The organism is Pseudomonas sp. GW823-FHT02C02, from assembly GCF_058797635.1.
In genome coordinates this window covers 117,848-133,275 of record NZ_JBXAJV010000012.1, presented here as the reverse complement: position 1 = coordinate 133,275, position 15,428 = coordinate 117,848, and the positions used below count along the sequence as shown (strand labels likewise).

13 protein-coding genes are annotated in these 15,428 nt (G+C 59.1%); 9 read left to right on the top strand and 4 right to left on the bottom strand.

Annotated features, from left to right (window positions below):
* Nucleotides 1-90 precede the first annotated feature (90 nt).
* Nucleotides 91-993 carry a LysR substrate-binding domain-containing protein gene (locus AC1ROI_RS21315; protein WP_102594076.1) on the bottom strand — a complete coding sequence of 301 codons (903 nt, stop codon included), beginning with the start codon at nt 991-993 and terminating at the stop codon, nt 91-93.
* Nucleotides 994-1,110: 117 nt separating this feature from the next.
* On the opposite strand from AC1ROI_RS21315, the gene AC1ROI_RS21310 reads away from it, so the two are divergent.
* From AC1ROI_RS21310 to AC1ROI_RS21300, 3 genes are all read left to right on the top strand, one after another.
* Nucleotides 1,111-1,749, top strand: a complete 639-nt coding sequence (locus tag AC1ROI_RS21310; RefSeq protein WP_102594075.1) for an FMN-dependent NADH-azoreductase — start codon at nt 1,111-1,113, stop codon at nt 1,747-1,749.
* Entirely contained in the window at nt 1,749-2,054 is a 306-nt protein-coding gene (locus tag AC1ROI_RS21305) for a DMT family transporter (RefSeq protein ID WP_007947555.1), read from the top strand. The genes AC1ROI_RS21310 and AC1ROI_RS21305 overlap by 1 nt, the downstream gene beginning before the upstream one ends.
* A 108-nt stretch (nt 2,055-2,162) precedes the next feature.
* Nucleotides 2,163-3,053 carry an esterase/lipase family protein gene (locus tag AC1ROI_RS21300; protein ID WP_077748945.1) on the top strand — a complete coding sequence of 297 codons (891 nt, stop codon included), beginning with the start codon at nt 2,163-2,165 and terminating at the stop codon, nt 3,051-3,053.
* A gap of 28 nt (nt 3,054-3,081) precedes the next feature.
* Here AC1ROI_RS21300 and AC1ROI_RS21295 read toward each other — a convergent pair whose 3' ends face one another.
* Nucleotides 3,082-3,969, bottom strand: coding sequence for a DMT family transporter (locus AC1ROI_RS21295; RefSeq protein WP_010464117.1), 888 nt, complete (start codon nt 3,967-3,969; stop codon nt 3,082-3,084).
* A gap of 97 nt (nt 3,970-4,066) precedes the next feature.
* On the opposite strand from AC1ROI_RS21295, the gene AC1ROI_RS21290 reads away from it, so the two are divergent.
* From AC1ROI_RS21290 to AC1ROI_RS21275, 4 genes are all read left to right on the top strand, one after another.
* Nucleotides 4,067-4,849, top strand: coding sequence for an AraC family transcriptional regulator (locus AC1ROI_RS21290; RefSeq protein WP_172962163.1), 783 nt, complete (start codon nt 4,067-4,069; stop codon nt 4,847-4,849).
* 148 nt (nt 4,850-4,997) lie between these two features.
* Nucleotides 4,998-9,398: a dermonecrotic toxin domain-containing protein gene (locus AC1ROI_RS21285; RefSeq protein WP_256580119.1), complete on the top strand. Its 4,401-nt coding sequence runs from the start codon at nt 4,998-5,000 to the stop codon at nt 9,396-9,398.
* Between the two features lie 98 nt (nt 9,399-9,496).
* Nucleotides 9,497-9,802, top strand: coding sequence for a PsiF family protein (locus AC1ROI_RS21280; protein WP_010464113.1), 306 nt, complete (start codon nt 9,497-9,499; stop codon nt 9,800-9,802).
* Between the two features lie 246 nt (nt 9,803-10,048).
* A complete protein-coding gene (locus AC1ROI_RS21275; RefSeq protein ID WP_010464112.1) occupies nt 10,049-11,062 on the top strand; it encodes an AI-2E family transporter in 1,014 nt (337 codons plus the stop codon).
* Nucleotides 11,063-11,121: 59 nt separating this feature from the next.
* Here the strand turns inward: AC1ROI_RS21275 and AC1ROI_RS21270 are convergent, their stop codons facing one another.
* Nucleotides 11,122-12,396 (bottom strand): Hsp70 family protein, encoded by a 1,275-nt coding sequence (locus AC1ROI_RS21270; protein ID WP_010464110.1) that lies wholly within the window; start codon nt 12,394-12,396, stop codon nt 11,122-11,124.
* A gap of 294 nt (nt 12,397-12,690) precedes the next feature.
* Here AC1ROI_RS21270 and AC1ROI_RS21265 point away from each other — a divergent pair, with 294 nt between their 5' ends.
* Both AC1ROI_RS21265 and AC1ROI_RS21260 read left to right on the top strand, forming a co-directional pair.
* On the top strand, nt 12,691-13,638 hold the full coding sequence (locus AC1ROI_RS21265; protein ID WP_010464109.1) for a DnaJ C-terminal domain-containing protein: 948 nt from the start codon (nt 12,691-12,693) through the stop codon (nt 13,636-13,638).
* A 23-nt stretch (nt 13,639-13,661) separates the two neighbouring features.
* Nucleotides 13,662-13,967 (top strand): chaperone modulator CbpM, encoded by a 306-nt coding sequence (locus tag AC1ROI_RS21260; protein ID WP_010464108.1) that lies wholly within the window; start codon nt 13,662-13,664, stop codon nt 13,965-13,967.
* Nucleotides 13,968-14,108: 141 nt separating this feature from the next.
* Here the strand turns inward: AC1ROI_RS21260 and AC1ROI_RS21255 are convergent, their stop codons facing one another.
* Nucleotides 14,109-15,236 (bottom strand): sensor histidine kinase, encoded by a 1,128-nt coding sequence (locus tag AC1ROI_RS21255; RefSeq protein WP_102594494.1) that lies wholly within the window; start codon nt 15,234-15,236, stop codon nt 14,109-14,111.
* Nucleotides 15,237-15,428 lie beyond the last annotated feature (192 nt).

Below are 15,428 nucleotides of genomic sequence, written 5' to 3'. Positions count from 1 at the left end.
CTGGGGAAGTGATCGCTACTTAAGGTGTGAGTGATGAGCGCGGCGAAAAGTTTTATGCCATTTGTCCATCGTAAAAAGCGCCCGAAATGGTCACGCCAACCCATGCCCGGACAACAGCGCCTCCTCGCGCAGCCACGCAAAAAACGCCCGCACCGGCGGATGCCGTTCGCGTCCCGGCACACAGAGTGCGCTATAGCCGGCGCCATCGACCTGGACCTCGCCCCGGTAGGCGACCAGTAAACCGTTGGCCACGCTTTCCGACACCAGGATATTGCTCGCCAGCACCAGCCCCTGCCCGGCGATCGCGGCTTGCAGGGCGTAATGCTCTTCGTCGTATTCACGCACCGCCGGTTGCCCTGTCAGCCAACTTTCGCCGGACTGCGCGCACCAGGCCGCCCAGCCGTGGGCATAGAGTTTGGAGTTGTGCCAGCGCACGCTGATCAGCGTGGGTGCCCGCTCAGCCGCCAGAGCCACCTGCCCGGGCGAGCCATAGACGCCGAACGATTCGTCGAACAGGCACAGTCCATAAAGGTTCGGGTAATCACCCAGGCTGTAGCGCACCACCAAATCGACGCTGGCGTCCTGATGCAGATCGATGACTTCGCAGTGGGTGTCCAGGCGCAGGTTGATGTTCGGATGGCGGGCGTAAAACCGACCCAGACGCGGCACCAGCCACAACGCCGCGAAGGCCGCCGTGGTGGAGATCGTCAGGCTCGCGCCGCTGCGTTGCGGGCGCAGGGTATCGATGCTTTGCGCCACTTCCAGCAGCGCGCCGTGCAGGCTGCGGAACAACCGTTCGCCGCCGTCGGTGAGGCGCACCTGCCGTGGCAGCCGCTCGAACAGCGGCACGCCAAGCCAGTTCTCCAGCGAACGAATCTGGTGCGACACCGCTGTGGGCGTCACCGAAAGTTCTTCGGCGGCGGCCTTGAAACTCAGCAGGCGCGAGGCGGATTCGAAGGCGCGCAGGGCGGTGAGCGGCAACGAGGCAAACATTCAAATACTCCATGGATGAAATGGATTCATCCAGACTGATTTCTACTCAGTTGAAGAAGGGCGGCTGTGAGCTTCAATCTGCAAGCCACAGGCAGTTTAGCCCTTAAGGAGATTCAGATGAGCAAGATTCTTGCGATCCATGCCAGCCGCCGTGGCGAGCGTTCCCATTCCCGGCGTCTGGCGGAAGTGTTTCTTGGCGCTTGGCAAGCGCGACATCCTCAGTCGCAGCTGACTCGCCGGGAAATCGGTCGGGCATTGATACCGCCGGTTAACGAGGCCTTTGTGGCCGCGGCCTTTTACCCCGAGCCCCAAGCGCGTCCCTTGTCGATGCAGGCCGACCTGGCGTTCAGCGATGAGCTGGTCGGCGAGTTGCTCGGTCACGATTTGCTGGTGATTTCCACGCCGATGCACAACTTCAGCGTACCCAGCGGCCTCAAGGCCTGGATCGATCAGATTGTGCGGCTCGGGCTGACGTTCAATCACACCCTGGACAATGGCGTGGCGCAGTACGAGCCGTTGGTGCACGGCAAAAAAGCCCTGATCGTCACCAGTCGCGGCGGCTTCGGTTTCGGGCCGGGCGGCGAGCTGGAGGCGATGAACCATGCCGATCCGTTGCTGCGCACTGCGCTGGGGTTCATCGGCATCACCGACATCACCGTGGTGGCCGCCGAAGGCGAAGAGTCGGCTGAGCGCACGTTCGAGATTTCGCTGGCCGAAGCCGAGCAGCGCTTGCTGACGCTGGCCCGGGAGTTCTGATGGCCTGGCTGTTTCTGCTGATCGCCGCCGGGTTCGAAGTTACCTTCGCCATGGGCATGAAGTACGCCGAAGGCTTTACCCGGCTCTGGCCATCGCTGATCACGGTGGTGGCCGCCGTCGGCGGGATTTACTTCCTGACCCTGGCCATGCGCGAGTTGCCGGTAAGCATCGCCTACCCGATCTGGACCGCCATCGGTTCACTGGGCACGGTGTTTCTCGGCTTTGCGCTGCTGGGTGAAAGCCTGACGGCGATCAAACTGGTGTCGGTGGGGCTGATCGTGGCAGGCGTGGTGGGGCTGAAGTAGGGTGGATGTCATAGACTGGTCGTCGAGTTGTCATCTTGGGTGACGATGCTTGGCTGACGTCTTGCATCGCGCCTTGCTTCATCTCACCGATCACAAGGATGTCCGTCCATGTCGCAAGGTTCTGCCACGCGTTATCCGTTGGTGCTGGTCCCGGGAATGCTCGGGTTTATCCGTCTGGTGCTGTATCCGTACTGGTACGGGATCATTTCGGCGTTGCGCCGGGGCGGGGCGACGGTGTTTGCGGTGCAGGTCTCGCCGCTCAATTCCAGCGAGGTGCGCGGCGAGCAGTTGCTGGCGCGGATCGAGGAGATTCTGCGGGAAACCGGGGCCGAGAAGGTCAACCTGATCGGCCACAGCCAAGGCTCGCTCACAGCCCGTTACGCGGCCGCCAAACGTCCGGATCGCGTGGCGTCCGTCACGTCGGTCGCAGGGCCGAATCATGGCTCGGAGCTGGCGGATTATCTGGAAAAGCATTACCCGGCCGACACGTTCAAAGGACGGGTTCTCAGCGTGTTGTTGCGCTGGATCGGCGCGTTGATGAGCCTGCTGGAAACCGGCTATCGCGGGCCGAAGTTGCCTGTGGATATCCCGGCTTCACACCATTCGCTGACCACTCAAGGCGTGGCGCTGTTCAATCAGCGTTATCCACAGGGCCTGCCTGAAACCTGGGGCGGGCACGGGCCGGAAGAGGTCAACGGCGTGCGCTATTACTCCTGGTCCGGGACGTTGCAACCGGGCAAGACGGACCGCGGCGGTAACCGGTTCGACGGCACGAACCGCAGTTGCCGGCTGTTTGCCAGAACCTTTGTGCGCGAAACCGGGCATTGCGACGGGATGGTCGGGCGTTACAGCTCGCACTTGGGGACGGTGATTGGCGATGAGTATCCGATGGATCACTTCGACATCGTCAATCAGTCGCTGGGGCTGGTGGGGAAAGGGGCGGATCCGGTGCGGTTGTTTGTCGAGCATGCGGCCCGATTGAAAGCGGCTGGCGTGTAAACGTCAGTTGGACCGCGAAGGCGTCGGGTCAGGCAACGCTGACCTTACGGCCCAACACGGTAGTCCAGCGCTCCGAAAGCACCACCCCACCCAGCGTCAACACCCCACCCACCAGGTGATACATCGCCAACTGTTCATTCAGTACCACCGCCGCAATCAACGCCGTAATCAACGGCAGCAAATTGAAAAACAGCGTGGTCCGGCTCGGTCCCAGGCGCACCACGGCCTGCATCCACGCCAATGGCGCCAGCATCGAAGCCAGCAAGCAGGCATAAAGCACCAGCGGAATATTCTGCAAGGTCGGTCCGACCTTCGGTGAAGCGACAAACAGCGGAAACAGCACCACCACCGCCACCAGCACCTGCAAATACAACAACACCAGTGGCGGCAAGCGCAGCTGCCATTTTTTCAGCAGCGTGCTGTAGATCGCGTAGGCCAGCGTGGCGATCAGCATCATCGCGTCGCCCAGGTTCACGCCGTGCTCAAGCAGTGCGCCGAGGCTGCCGGACGACACCACCACCAACACGCCGGCGAACGACAACACCGCGCCGGCCAATGCGCCCGCAGTCAGGCGCTGACCGAGGCTGACAATTGCCATGGCCAGCGACATCAAGGGCATCAGCGACAAGATGATCCCCATGTTGGTGGCTGTAGTCAGCGTTGCGGCGAAGTACGCCAGGCTCTGATAGACGGCCATGCCGAGCACGCCAAGGATGAAAATCTTGCCCAGGTTCGGGCGAATCTGCGGCCAATGCGCGATCACCGGTTTGAGCATGAACGGCGTGAACAGAATCCCGGCCAGCAGCCAGCGATAGAAGCCGATTTCTGCGGGGAAGATCGCGCCGACCGCCAGTTTGTTGATCACGGTGTTGCCGGCCCAAATGAAAATGGCCAGCAGGGGATAAGCGTATTGCATCAGAAAAACCATCAACGTTAGTGAGGAGCGATTATCCGCCTGTCTGGATGCAAGCCTATACTTCAATCCAGACAACCTGCCCTTGATGACGGACAGCATGACCAGTAAACACATCGACCTGCTCGATTTCGCAGAATTGCCGTCCCCGGTCTATTTCCGTTATGCCGACTTCGACACCCATGAATATGCCTCGACCCACCGTCACCCGTGGGGCACCCTCGAGTATTCGGCCAACGGTGTGTTGCACATGGAAATTGGCAGCAGCCGCTTCATGTCGCCGCCGCAATACGCGGTGTGGGTGCCGCCGCAGACCGAGCACAGTTTCTACAGCAATCAACCGATCAACTATCGCGCGGTCTGCCTGGCGCCGGTGTTGTGCACCGCGTTGCCACAACAAGCGTGCACGCTGGCAATCAGCGACATTCTCAAGGCGATCCTCAAGGACTTCGCCGCCCGCGACGTGAAAATTCCCGACCACGATGCGGACAAACGTCTGGCGCAGGTGTTGGTGGACCAGTTGCAACTGGCACCCATCCAGGAGTGTTATTTGCCTTACGCCAGCAGTTCGGGATTGCTCGTAATACTTGAAGCCCTGCAAGCCGAGCCCGGGGACAATCGGCCATTGGCGCACTGGGCCGCGCAGATCCATGTCAGCGAACGCACCTTGGCGCGGCAGTTTGTCCGTGAGCTGGGCATGAGTTTCGGCGAGTGGCGGCAACGCTTGCGTTTCCTCGCGGCGATCGAAGCGCTGGACAGTCAACGCAGCATTCAAAACATTGCCTTCGACATGGGTTACAGCACCGGTTCGGCATTTATTGCGATGTTTCAACGCCAGGCCGGGTGTACGCCTGAGCAATATCGTCGGCAACGAATTATCTGAGATAAATAAGTCAGTGGGTGTTGGAAGTTTTAAGTGGTGAAGTTTCTTACAGGCTAATCGGAATTGAACTTCATTTGATTGAGTGATTAACGTTGTACGCTAGTTGCATAAGCCGTTTCTGTTCAGCAAACTTATGCAGAGTATCAATGTGACCACTTCAATCCGGATCGATGAAATATCAGCAACCGCAATACAACAAAAAAGCAAACATCACGAACTTATAAAAAATGCTATCCCGGAATGGATGCGCCAAACTTCACCCCACAGAATCAGCGCGTTAAAAACCGTGATAGCCCCACTTCCGGAATGGATTAGCACCGCTTCACCGATGCAGCTCGCAGCCCTGCAGCGCGCCTCGGAGGAAAGCTGGCGGGCTCAAAACGATGTCGACCAGATGCTGAGCGAGGCGCAAGATGTCTACGCCTTTGCTGAACCGCTGCTTCGTCAGGCGCTGAAAGATCAATACGGTGTAGACGTCGATGTAAAGGAAACTTTCTTGCAGTTGTTTTCTCCGCCCCATTTATCCCCTTGGGCCAACAATTTCAATAACGGCGTGGAATCGCGCATTGTTTCGTTGCTGGATGCGGCATTACATAACTTTTCGGATAAAGAAGTATTAACCTCTGATTCGCAGTTTATTACCCGGCCGGACAAATCGAATCGATTCGATATAACCAGTGTTCGTAACAACATGAGTGTCGACCAATTCAAGACACTTTGCCGCACTCTGGATATCGGCGCTCACTATAAAGCCCATCTTGAAGGCTATGTGCGCCCTGTCGACGGGCTGGCGCGTAGTGTGGTGCAGCAAACAGTCATAAAAAGCCAAAAGGCTGCGTTAAAAGCAGCCCTGTATCTGGCCAGCCTTAAAAATGACATCTCGGCCAGTGGCTACCTGGCCGTACAAAGCCTGCTCAAGGATATTAAAGCGTGGAAGATGGATGGCCTTCCCGTTCATTACTATCAGCTGAAAATTCTCGATGTCCAGTTGAGAGGCATCGTGCTGATCGCCCCTGATCTGCATATCCACGACAGCGCCGCCCGGCGAGTCATTGTCTATGTGCCACATGACCCGGAGCATCCACTGAAAGAGTACGCCTCGAAGGCCGAGTTCGCCCGTGAGCTCACTCGCCAATTGCGGGATGCCCCAAGGAATTCCACAAACAGTTATCAGCAGTTCTTCAGCCGTTTTGTCGACCATCAACAACGGGGGCGCTTCTTCTCGGCACTCAATGCCGCGCTGGTGGAAATAACCCAACACGACAAAATTCCGGGCGTCGATCAGCCGGTATGGCGCGAAACGCCCATCGAGAATCCGCGCCTGCACTTTGAGCACGTTCGGTTCGAGAACGACATCCATACCTTTTTTACGGGCGACCCTTGGCTTTATCTCTACCAGCAACAGCAAAACAAAATCCTGAACGATGCCCGGGAGATGGTCATCTCGACGCAAGATGCCGATCGTATGGAGCGCTGGGCGTGGTTCGACAACCTGGAAAAAATGCTTTCCGACGTCTTCAATGCCGCGTTAATGGTGGTGGGGCCTTTCATACCCTTTGTGGGCGAGGTAATGATGGGTTACATGGTTTATCAGTTGGTCAGCGAGGTCGTCGAAGGCATTGTGGATCTGGCTGAAGGTCTCTATCTGGAAGGGGCCGAGCACATCATTGGGTTTGTCGAAAGCCTGGTCCAGTTGGTGGCCTTCGCCGGCGGCATGAAAATCGGCAGTGAGGTGGTACTGCCCAAGTTGTCATCGTTCATCGAGTCGACAACACCGGTCACGCTGGCCAACGGCGCCAAACGCCTGTGGAGCCGCGACCTTGAGCCCTATCAAAAACAAAACCTGACCCTGACTGCGGATTCAAAGCCTGATGAAACCTGGCTGCACCGGCATGAGGGCAAGCCGATTCTCAAGCTGGACACCCGGCACTTCGAACTGACGAAAGATCCACAGAACGGCAAACACAGGGTTAAACATCCGACCCGCTCCGACGCCTATCAACCCGTGGTGGAGAGCAACGGCGAAGGTGCCTTCGTGATTGAAGGCGAGCAGCCTCTCACGTGGGATCACACGACCTTGATGGCGCGACTCGGCCCGGACATGGGTGAACTGGCCGATGCCTACGGCGACATCCGCACGGTCAGCCAGACCGATGCCAGTGCGATCCGCCAAATGTATGCCGACAATGAGCGGCCATCGCCGTTGCTCAGCGATACCGTGAGCCGGTTTCGTATCGACCGTGACATCCAGACCTTCATCGAGCAGATGGGCAGCGAGCGTGCGCAAGATTACTCAAGCGCCGATCCCGAGATGCAATTTCAGCTGCTCGATGGTCTGTGGCCCGGCAATGCGATTGAGCTGGTAGACGCCAGGGGCGAAGTGCTTCGGGTCATCGGTCGCGCGGGCGGGCCGGGTGTCCAGATAAACAGCAATCGTCTGGCTGACGTCGATCTGCTCAAGACGCTGTTATCGCACCTGGATGAAGCACAACTGAACACCTTGTTGGGCGTCGAGTTTCATATCACGCCCAGCACGCTGGAGCTGAACGCCAAAAATCTGCGGGCCGAGTTGGCGAAACGGGCCAGGAGCAAGCGCACGTCGCTGTTCAACGCACGTTATCGTCGTGTCGAAGCTGCCACGAGTGACAGCGCAAAAACGATCCAGGCCCAAGTGCCGGGCCTGCCTGGCACTGTCGCCCGGGAGTTGCTGTCCATCGCCACGCCCTCCGAAGTCCAGGCGATTGAGCGCGGGCAGTTGCCCGCAAGGCTGGAAAACCTCGCGCGTTGGGCGCTGCGAGACGTGCGCATGAGCCGTGCTTATGAAGGTTTTTACCTCGACTCGGTCGACAGTCCCGACATGGACCGACTGGCGCTGCACTCCCTTGAGCATCTTCGCGGCTGGAATCCCGATGTGCGCATTGAGGTCCGACGGTTCGAGTACGACGGAACCCTGCTCGACAGTATCGGCCAGGACGACGCAGGGATTCGCCGTACGCTCGTCGAGCTTCATGACTCGACATTCGTCGCTTATGACGAAGACGCAAATGCCCTGCATTCGGGCATGGATCTGTTTTCCGCTATTTTGCAGGCGTTGCCGGACGCCGAGCGTAACGCGCTGAACATCTATATCGGCCAGGGCCCCAAACTGAAGCTGGCCCTGCGCGACAACGCATTGCAGCCCTATCAGTTGCTGAAGGTGCTGGACGGTCTGCCGGTTCTTGACCCGCTCACTTACGATCCTCAATTGATGCGCCTGCGTGGTGGCTCGCCGGGCGCGGGCGGCGAACGTGCAGTCCTGGAAGACATCGGCGGCCAATACAGCGACCTGGTCACGGTAGCGTTCCATCCTTCTGTTTCGGCATTCAAGCGATTCGATTATCTGCGCGGCCTGAAACTGATTCACGACAGCCTTCCACAGGATTATCTTTTCGACCTTTTCGAGGCGCTGAACGCAGCCAATGCGACCGGAGAGGCCGGGCCAGGCCTGCGGATCGTCCAAAGTATCGAGGCGTTGCCTGATCTGCAGAAGCTGATGCTGCCAGAGCAGTTCAACGCGTTGACCGGGCGCCTGTTTACCAAAGAGGGCCTGGTGCCGCTCACGGAACTGGAACGAAACCTGGGGTTGAATGCGCGCAATCTGGAACAGACCGGGCGGGCCAATGCCTACCAGGCGCTGTTACATTCAGTCCGGGAGAACGGTGTAACGCCAAGTCCGGAGCTGGCTGATTTAAGCAGCTATGGGGAGTGGTTTTCCCAGGCCGTGGTCGAGACCGAAGGGCCGGTTCAGGTATCGCCTCAAACCATGGCCAACTTGAAAATGGCGCAGGACGCGATCTATCGAGCCAAGGAGCTCCTGCCGTTATCGGGGAATCAGTTGCCAAGCATGTGGGAAAACGGCGGTTCGGCGATTGCCAAAATCAAAGGCCTGCGAGGGATGGACCTTGAGGAGGGCGGGTTCTCTGCAAAATTGACCACCGCTGAGGCCGCTCGCAAAGCCATTGATATCAAGGGCGGGAATTGTTCGGAGAACTCGAAGGTCACGTTTTCGATTCTCGCCAGCCAGCCCCGGACGTCCAGCATTCACATTGTCAGGGCCACCCGTTTTGATCATCAATATGTAGTGATAGGAGATGATCTGAGCAATCTCGATGCTCTGGTCGTCGCTGACTCGTGGCCGGAATTTCCCGCAGCGCACTTGGCCAGCAATGCACACTTCAATTTCGAAATGCCGCCGGTGACCACACTGACCCCCGGGCCGGCCGTGGCCGAGTACGCCTTTATCAATGAAGCCGCGCCAGGGCCGGCGGTATTGCCTGCGGTTTCCGAGGCGAACACGTTCCGGCAGATAAAAATCAACAAGCTCTATGAGGAGGGTGCGGCATATGCCCAATGGACGTCGTTGCGTGAGCTTGGACAGACTTATGCGGTCGAGGGGGGCACGCCGGTCTTGTTCGAGCGGATGCCCGCGTCGGTCATTGATAACCGGGTTGATGCTTATCAGCGATACCGGGAAGCCTTTAAAGATCTTCTGGAATCGGAGGTTGATTGAGAACCATCGATTGCGGCGGTGGATGAATGTGTAACAGGGGTTGTCTACACTCCAGATTGAGGCCGCACCCCTCGGTGCGGCAACAAGGAGAAAACTCCATGATGATGTTGCGTGTCCCTTTGTTGATGATCGGTTTGCTGCTTAGTGCCCAGGGCTTCGCCGCCACTGAGCAACAGAACAAGATGACCACCTGCAACGCTGACGCTACCGCGAAAGGCCTCAAGGGCGACGAGCGCAAAGCCTTCATGAGCACCTGCCTCAAGGCGGCGCCGGCCGCCAATGACGCCAAGACTCTGACCCCTCAGCAAGAGAAAATGAAAACCTGCAACGCCGATGCGGCGACCAAAGCGCTTAAGGGTGATGAGCGCAAAGCATTCATGAGTGATTGCCTGAAGAAAAAATAAATAACTGAGTCATAACGGGCGGCAGATTGTGATGGCTGTGAGGGCCCCTTTGCGAGCAAGCCCGCTCCCACAATGGAACTGTGTTCGCAGGACTGATGTGGGAGCGAGCCTGCTCGCGAAGGGGCCAGCATGGCCGCTATAAAAAATCGCCCACGCCCCACTAAGGTCGCCCTACACAATCCCTAGTGCTGGCCTGCGAACGCTGGCAGACTGCCAATCCTTTTACGTCGTTCGTTTTGAGGCTGTATGCCAACGTTTTCTCAACGCCACGTTTTGCTGCTGATCAGTTGGGTCATCATCTTTGGTGGTTTGCTGCTGGTGATCCCGCTGCGACTGCTGCCTAGCCTGCTGGCCGGGTTGCTGGTGTTCGAACTGGTCAACATGCTCACCCCGCAGTTGCAGCGGCTGATCGAAGGTCGACGCGCGCGCTGGCTGGCGGTGGCGTTGCTGGGGACGTTAGTGGTCAGCGTGTTGACCCTGATTTTTGCCGGCGCCATCAGCTTTTTGCTGCACGAGGCGGAAAACCCGGGCGCATCGCTCGACAAATTCATGCACGTGGTTGACCGCGCGCGCGGGCAACTGCCGCCGTTCATCGACGCCTATCTGCCCGCCAGTGCCGCGGAATTTCGCGTGGCCATCGGCGAGTGGATGAGCAAGCACCTGAGCGACTTGCAACTGGTCGGCAAGGACGCGGCGCACATGTTTGTGACGCTGCTGATCGGCATGGTGCTCGGGGCGATCATCGCCTTGCAGCGCATACCGGACGTGACCAAGCGCAAGCCGCTGGCTGCCGCGTTGTTCGACCGCCTGCACCTGCTGGTCCAGGCGTTTCGCAATATCGTCTTCGCCCAGATCAAGATTTCCCTGCTCAACACCTTCTTTACCGGGATCTTCCTGGCGGTGATCCTGCCGATGTTCGGCGTCCAGCTGCCGCTGACCAAAACCCTGATCGTGCTGACCTTCCTGCTCGGTCTGTTACCGGTGATCGGCAACCTGATGTCGAACACGCTGATCACCATCGTCGGCTTGTCGCTGTCGATCTGGGTCGCCATGGCGGCGCTGGGTTATCTGATTTTTATCCACAAGCTCGAATACTTCCTCAACGCGCGCATTGTCGGCGGGCAGATCAGTGCCAAGTCGTGGGAGTTGCTGCTGGCAATGCTGGTGTTCGAGGCCGCGTTCGGCCTGCCAGGGGTGGTGGCGGGGCCGATTTATTACGCGTACCTGAAGAGTGAGTTGAAGCAGGTGGGGATGGTGTAACCACCCCATGATCGTTCCCACGCTCTGTGGTGGGAACGATCACTTCCTCGGGTTGCGAATCAGTCCATCGTGCCGTAACGCTTCATCGCCTCGATCGCCAACCCGCTGCCGATGCTGCCGAAGATGTTCCCTTCCACATGCCGCGCATTCGGCAACATCGCCGACACGCTGTGGCGCAGCGCCGGAATGCCGCTCGAACCGCCCGTGAAGAACACCGTGTCGACCTGATCGACCCGCACGTTGGCGTCGTTCAGCAGTTGGGTCACGCTGTTGCGCACGCGCTCCAGCAGGTTGTCGATGGCCGACTCGAACAGTGCGCGACTCAGCTCAACGCTCAAGCCCGGCTCGATGCGGTCCAGCGGCACATGGCGGCTGTCGGCGTGGGTCAGCTGGATCTTGGTTTCTTCCACTTCCATGGCCAGCCAGTGTCCGGCGCGCTGGTCGATCAGCTTGAACAGGCGATCAATACCGCCGGTGTCTTCTATGTCGTAGCGCATGCTGCCCAGGGCCAGGGTCGACTTCTGCGAGTACACCGAGTTGATGGTGTGCCAGGTCGCCAGGTTCATGTGGTGGCTGGTGGGCATGTAGGCGCCGCTCTTCATGCGGCTGCCGTAGCCGAACAACGGCATCAGGCCCTGCAGGCTCAACTGCTTGTCGAAGTCGGTCCCGCCGATGTGCACGCCGCCGGTGGCGAGGATGTCGTCGTGACGGTTGTCGTGGGTGCGGCGCTCCGGGGACAGGCGCACCAGCGAGAAGTCGGAGGTACCACCGCCGATGTCGACGATCAGCACCAGCTCTTCCTTTTCGATGGTCGACTCGTAGTCGAATGCCGCCGCAATCGGTTCGTACTGGAACGACACATCCTTGAAGCCGATGGCGCGCGCCACGTCCACCAGGGTGTTCTCGGCCTCCTGGTCGGCCATTTCGTCGTCATCGACGAAGAACACTGGGCGGCCCAGCACCACTTCCTCGAATTCCCGACCGGCGGCCGTCTCGGCGCGCTTCTTCAACTGGCCGATAAACAGCCCGAGCAGGTCCTTGAACGGCATCGCCGTGCCGAGGACGCTGGTGTCGTGCTTGATCAGCTTGGAGCCCAGCAGGCTCTTGAGCGAGCGCATCAGCCGGCCTTCGTAGCCTTCCAGGTACTCGTGCAGCGCCAGCCGACCGTACACCGGGCGGCGTTCTTCCATGTTGAAGAACACCACCGACGGCAGGGTGATCTTGTCGTCCTCCAGCGCGATCAGCGTTTCCATGCCGGGGCGCAGCCAGCCGACGGTGGAGTTGGACGTGCCGAAGTCGATACCACAGGCACGGGCTGGAGATGCGTTTTTCATGTCTTTCAGGTTCCGGTTAAAAAACGGCCGCGCAGTGTATGTCAGTGCGGCGCAGATTCGAAGGCCGACTATCCGCTAAATACACCAATGGCGCCTTGATAAGATGGCCGGATGCCCCAAACTTGTCTGCATTGAGCCTGGCAGCCATCGGACGGTCGCAAGAACCGCCCACTGCTGCCGATAAACTTCTGACGCGCTACCCGGTCACAAACTTGAGATCGGTCAACCCGGCGCCTGGAAATACGCGCAGACTACGGTGACGGCGCGATATCGATAACGGATGGTGATCCTTAGATGGACTTCAAAGACTATTACAAGATTCTCGGTGTGGAACCGACCGCGGACGATAAGACGATCAAGGCGGCTTATCGGAAACTGGCGCGCAAATACCACCCCGATGTCAGCAAGGAAAAGGACGCCGAGGCCAAGTTCAAGGACGCCTCGGAAGCTTATGAAGCGCTGAAAAGTGCCGACAAGCGCGCCGAATATGACGACTTGCGCAAATACGGCCAGCACGGCCAACCGTTCCAGGGGCCGCCGGGTTGGCAGGGCCGTGGCGGCGGTGGGTTCGGCGGTGGTCAGGACACGGGCGATTTTTCGGACTTCTTCAGTTCGATCTTCGGCAACCGTGGTCCGGGTTTTGGTGGTGGACAGTCGGGCCGCAGTGCCGGGCGCCGAGGGCAAGACGTGGAAATGGAACTACCGATTTTTCTGGAAGAAAGCCTGTCGAACGAGTCGAAGAAGGTCTCCTTCCAGGTGCCGCAGTACAACGCGGCCGGCCAGCACGTCAGCAACACCAGCAAAAGCCTGAACGTGAAAATCCCGGCCGGTGTGACCGACGGCGAGCGCATCCGCCTCAAGGGCCAGGGGGCGCCGGGCATCGGTGGCGGGGCCAACGGCGATCTGTTCCTGATCATTCGCTTTGCGCCGCACCCAAAATTCGACGTCGAAGGCGAGAACCTGATCATTACCTTGCCGCTGGCGCCCTGGGAGTTGGCGCTGGGTACCGAAGTCGCCGTGCCTACACTGACCGGCAAGATCAACCTCAAGGTCCCGGCCGGCAGCCAGAACGGCCAGCGCATGCGCGCCAAGGGGCACGGTCTGCTGAACAAGGCGGGCGAGCGAGGCTACCTGTTCGTGCAATTGAAAGCCGTGATGCCCAAGACTTCGAGCGACGAGGTCAAGGCGCTGTGGGAAGAACTGGCGAAAAAAGCCGCTTTCGACCCGAGAGAAAATTTCTGATCCAAGAGACGGAGTAGCCCATCATGAGCAAGCCCCTGATCGTTCAACTGGACATGGCAGAATTCTGTGAGGCGACCGAGCTGTCGGACGTCTACGTGATCGAAATCGTCGAGCACGGCATCCTCGAACCTCAGGGCAAGCAGCCCAAGGATTGGGTTTTCAACGATTACGAGCTGGCTCTGGCCAAGCGCGCCGCCAAGCTGCGGCGCGATCTGGAGCTGGAGTGGGAAGGCGTCGCCCTGGCGCTGGACCTGCTTGAAGAGGTCCAGCAGCTGCGGGCGGAGAATCGCATGCTCAAGCAGCGGTTGGGGCGGTTGGTCGTCGAGTAGTGTTCTGCTGGTTTTGTGTCGTTTGACACGGCCCCTTCGCGAGCAGGCTCGCTCTCACATTGGATCGGGTTCTTCCAGAAGGAATACGGTCAACTGTGGGAGCGAGCCTGCTCGCGATGAACGATGACGCGGTCCGTGGTATTAAACCTTGCGCGGCAACACCACGGTAAACAGCGTGCCGTCCGCTTCGCTGGAACTGACTTCGATCGTCCCGCCGTGTGCATCGACCACTTCCTTGACGATAAACAACCCCAAACCAAGGCTGGTGGAGGGTTGGCCGAGCTGCTCGTCAGCGCTGCGCACCAGCGGATCGAAAATCGTGCCGATCGCTTCCTCGGGGATCGGAGCGCCATAGTTATGCACCGTGAGGCGAACCGTGTCCGGCTCGCCCGTCAGGGTCACCGTTACGTCACGCTTGTTCAACCCATGCTGCAAGGCGTTGCCGATCAGGTTCTGCAACAGTTGACTCACTCGTCCGGCATCCCAGGCGCCTCGGGTGTCACCCTTTACGTGGACCGTCGGATCGCACTCGGGGTTACCGGCGCAGGCTTCGGCAATCGCCGCATGGGCGGCATCGGCCAGGTCCATGGGGGCCCGTTCGATCGGCAGGCTTTTACCCAGGCGACTGCGCACCAGCTCCAGCAAATCGCCGACCATCGCCGCCATGTGCCGCGCGCCGTGCTTGATATTGACCGCGCAGGTCAGCGCATCGCCTTCAAGCTTGGCTTTGCGCAGCAGTAATTCGGTGGACATGCTCACCGCTTGCAAGGGTGCCCGCAGGTCATGCCCCAGGATCGCCAGAAAGATATCCCGCGAACGATTGACCTGCTCGGCGTAGGCCGCGGTGGATTCGGCGAGTGCTTCGTCAATGGCTTCGTTGAAACGGATCATGTCCTGGAAATAGGCCATGTCCGGAGACGCCAGGCTGTCGACCCACAAACGGATGACGCAGGCACGCAAATGACGGAATTCCGATGTCATCTGTACCAGATCAAACCCCACGGTATGCCGCAGTTCGCCATGACTGGCACCGGCCTCGTCCAGGCTCGGGGTTTTTTCCGGGCCTTCGCCCTTGGCCTTGGCCATCTGTTCGTTGGAGGTTTGCGCGGTGGTCATGTCACGCGCGGCGGCCAGCAAAATGACCTTGGCGTGATCGCGCAGGGCGACCTTGTCCATGTGCTCGGCCGCCGGAGTAATGGTGCTGGCGAACTGCTCCCATTCATCGACGATACGGTCTACGTGTTGCCTGATGAAATCGGGTAGGCGCATGTCCGGTTTCCTGATGGGAATTCTGGCGCATCTTAGCCCCTTTGCTGCCCGCTAAAAACTACCATTACGCGGGGGAGCACTTTTGCACGGGGTTCGGGTGGTAATTGCCTGTTTTTTAGATTCTTAAATCGAATGCGACGTTGATGTATTCGTGATTTCGGCGCTGTTTTTTGAGCTTTTGTTTTCGTCGCC

What these genes read in the sequence shown, in the direction of transcription:
- AC1ROI_RS21315 (WP_102594076.1), bottom strand. Translation starts at nt 993, where the DNA reads ATGTTTGCCTCGTTGCCGCTCACCGCCCTGCGCGCCTTCGAATCCGCC.
- AC1ROI_RS21270 (WP_010464110.1), bottom strand. Translation starts at nt 12,396, where the DNA reads ATGAAAAACGCATCTCCAGCCCGTGCCTGTGGTATCGACTTCGGCACG.
- AC1ROI_RS21295 (WP_010464117.1), bottom strand. Translation starts at nt 3,969, where the DNA reads ATGCAATACGCTTATCCCCTGCTGGCCATTTTCATTTGGGCCGGCAAC.
- AC1ROI_RS21305 (WP_007947555.1), top strand. Translation starts at nt 1,749, where the DNA reads ATGGCCTGGCTGTTTCTGCTGATCGCCGCCGGGTTCGAAGTTACCTTC.
- AC1ROI_RS21290 (WP_172962163.1), top strand. Translation starts at nt 4,067, where the DNA reads ATGACCAGTAAACACATCGACCTGCTCGATTTCGCAGAATTGCCGTCC.
- AC1ROI_RS21300 (WP_077748945.1), top strand. Translation starts at nt 2,163, where the DNA reads ATGTCGCAAGGTTCTGCCACGCGTTATCCGTTGGTGCTGGTCCCGGGA.
- AC1ROI_RS21260 (WP_010464108.1), top strand. Translation starts at nt 13,662, where the DNA reads ATGAGCAAGCCCCTGATCGTTCAACTGGACATGGCAGAATTCTGTGAG.
- AC1ROI_RS21275 (WP_010464112.1), top strand. Translation starts at nt 10,049, where the DNA reads ATGCCAACGTTTTCTCAACGCCACGTTTTGCTGCTGATCAGTTGGGTC.
- AC1ROI_RS21310 (WP_102594075.1), top strand. Translation starts at nt 1,111, where the DNA reads ATGAGCAAGATTCTTGCGATCCATGCCAGCCGCCGTGGCGAGCGTTCC.
- AC1ROI_RS21255 (WP_102594494.1), bottom strand. Translation starts at nt 15,236, where the DNA reads ATGCGCCTACCCGATTTCATCAGGCAACACGTAGACCGTATCGTCGAT.
- AC1ROI_RS21265 (WP_010464109.1), top strand. Translation starts at nt 12,691, where the DNA reads ATGGACTTCAAAGACTATTACAAGATTCTCGGTGTGGAACCGACCGCG.
- AC1ROI_RS21280 (WP_010464113.1), top strand. Translation starts at nt 9,497, where the DNA reads ATGATGATGTTGCGTGTCCCTTTGTTGATGATCGGTTTGCTGCTTAGT.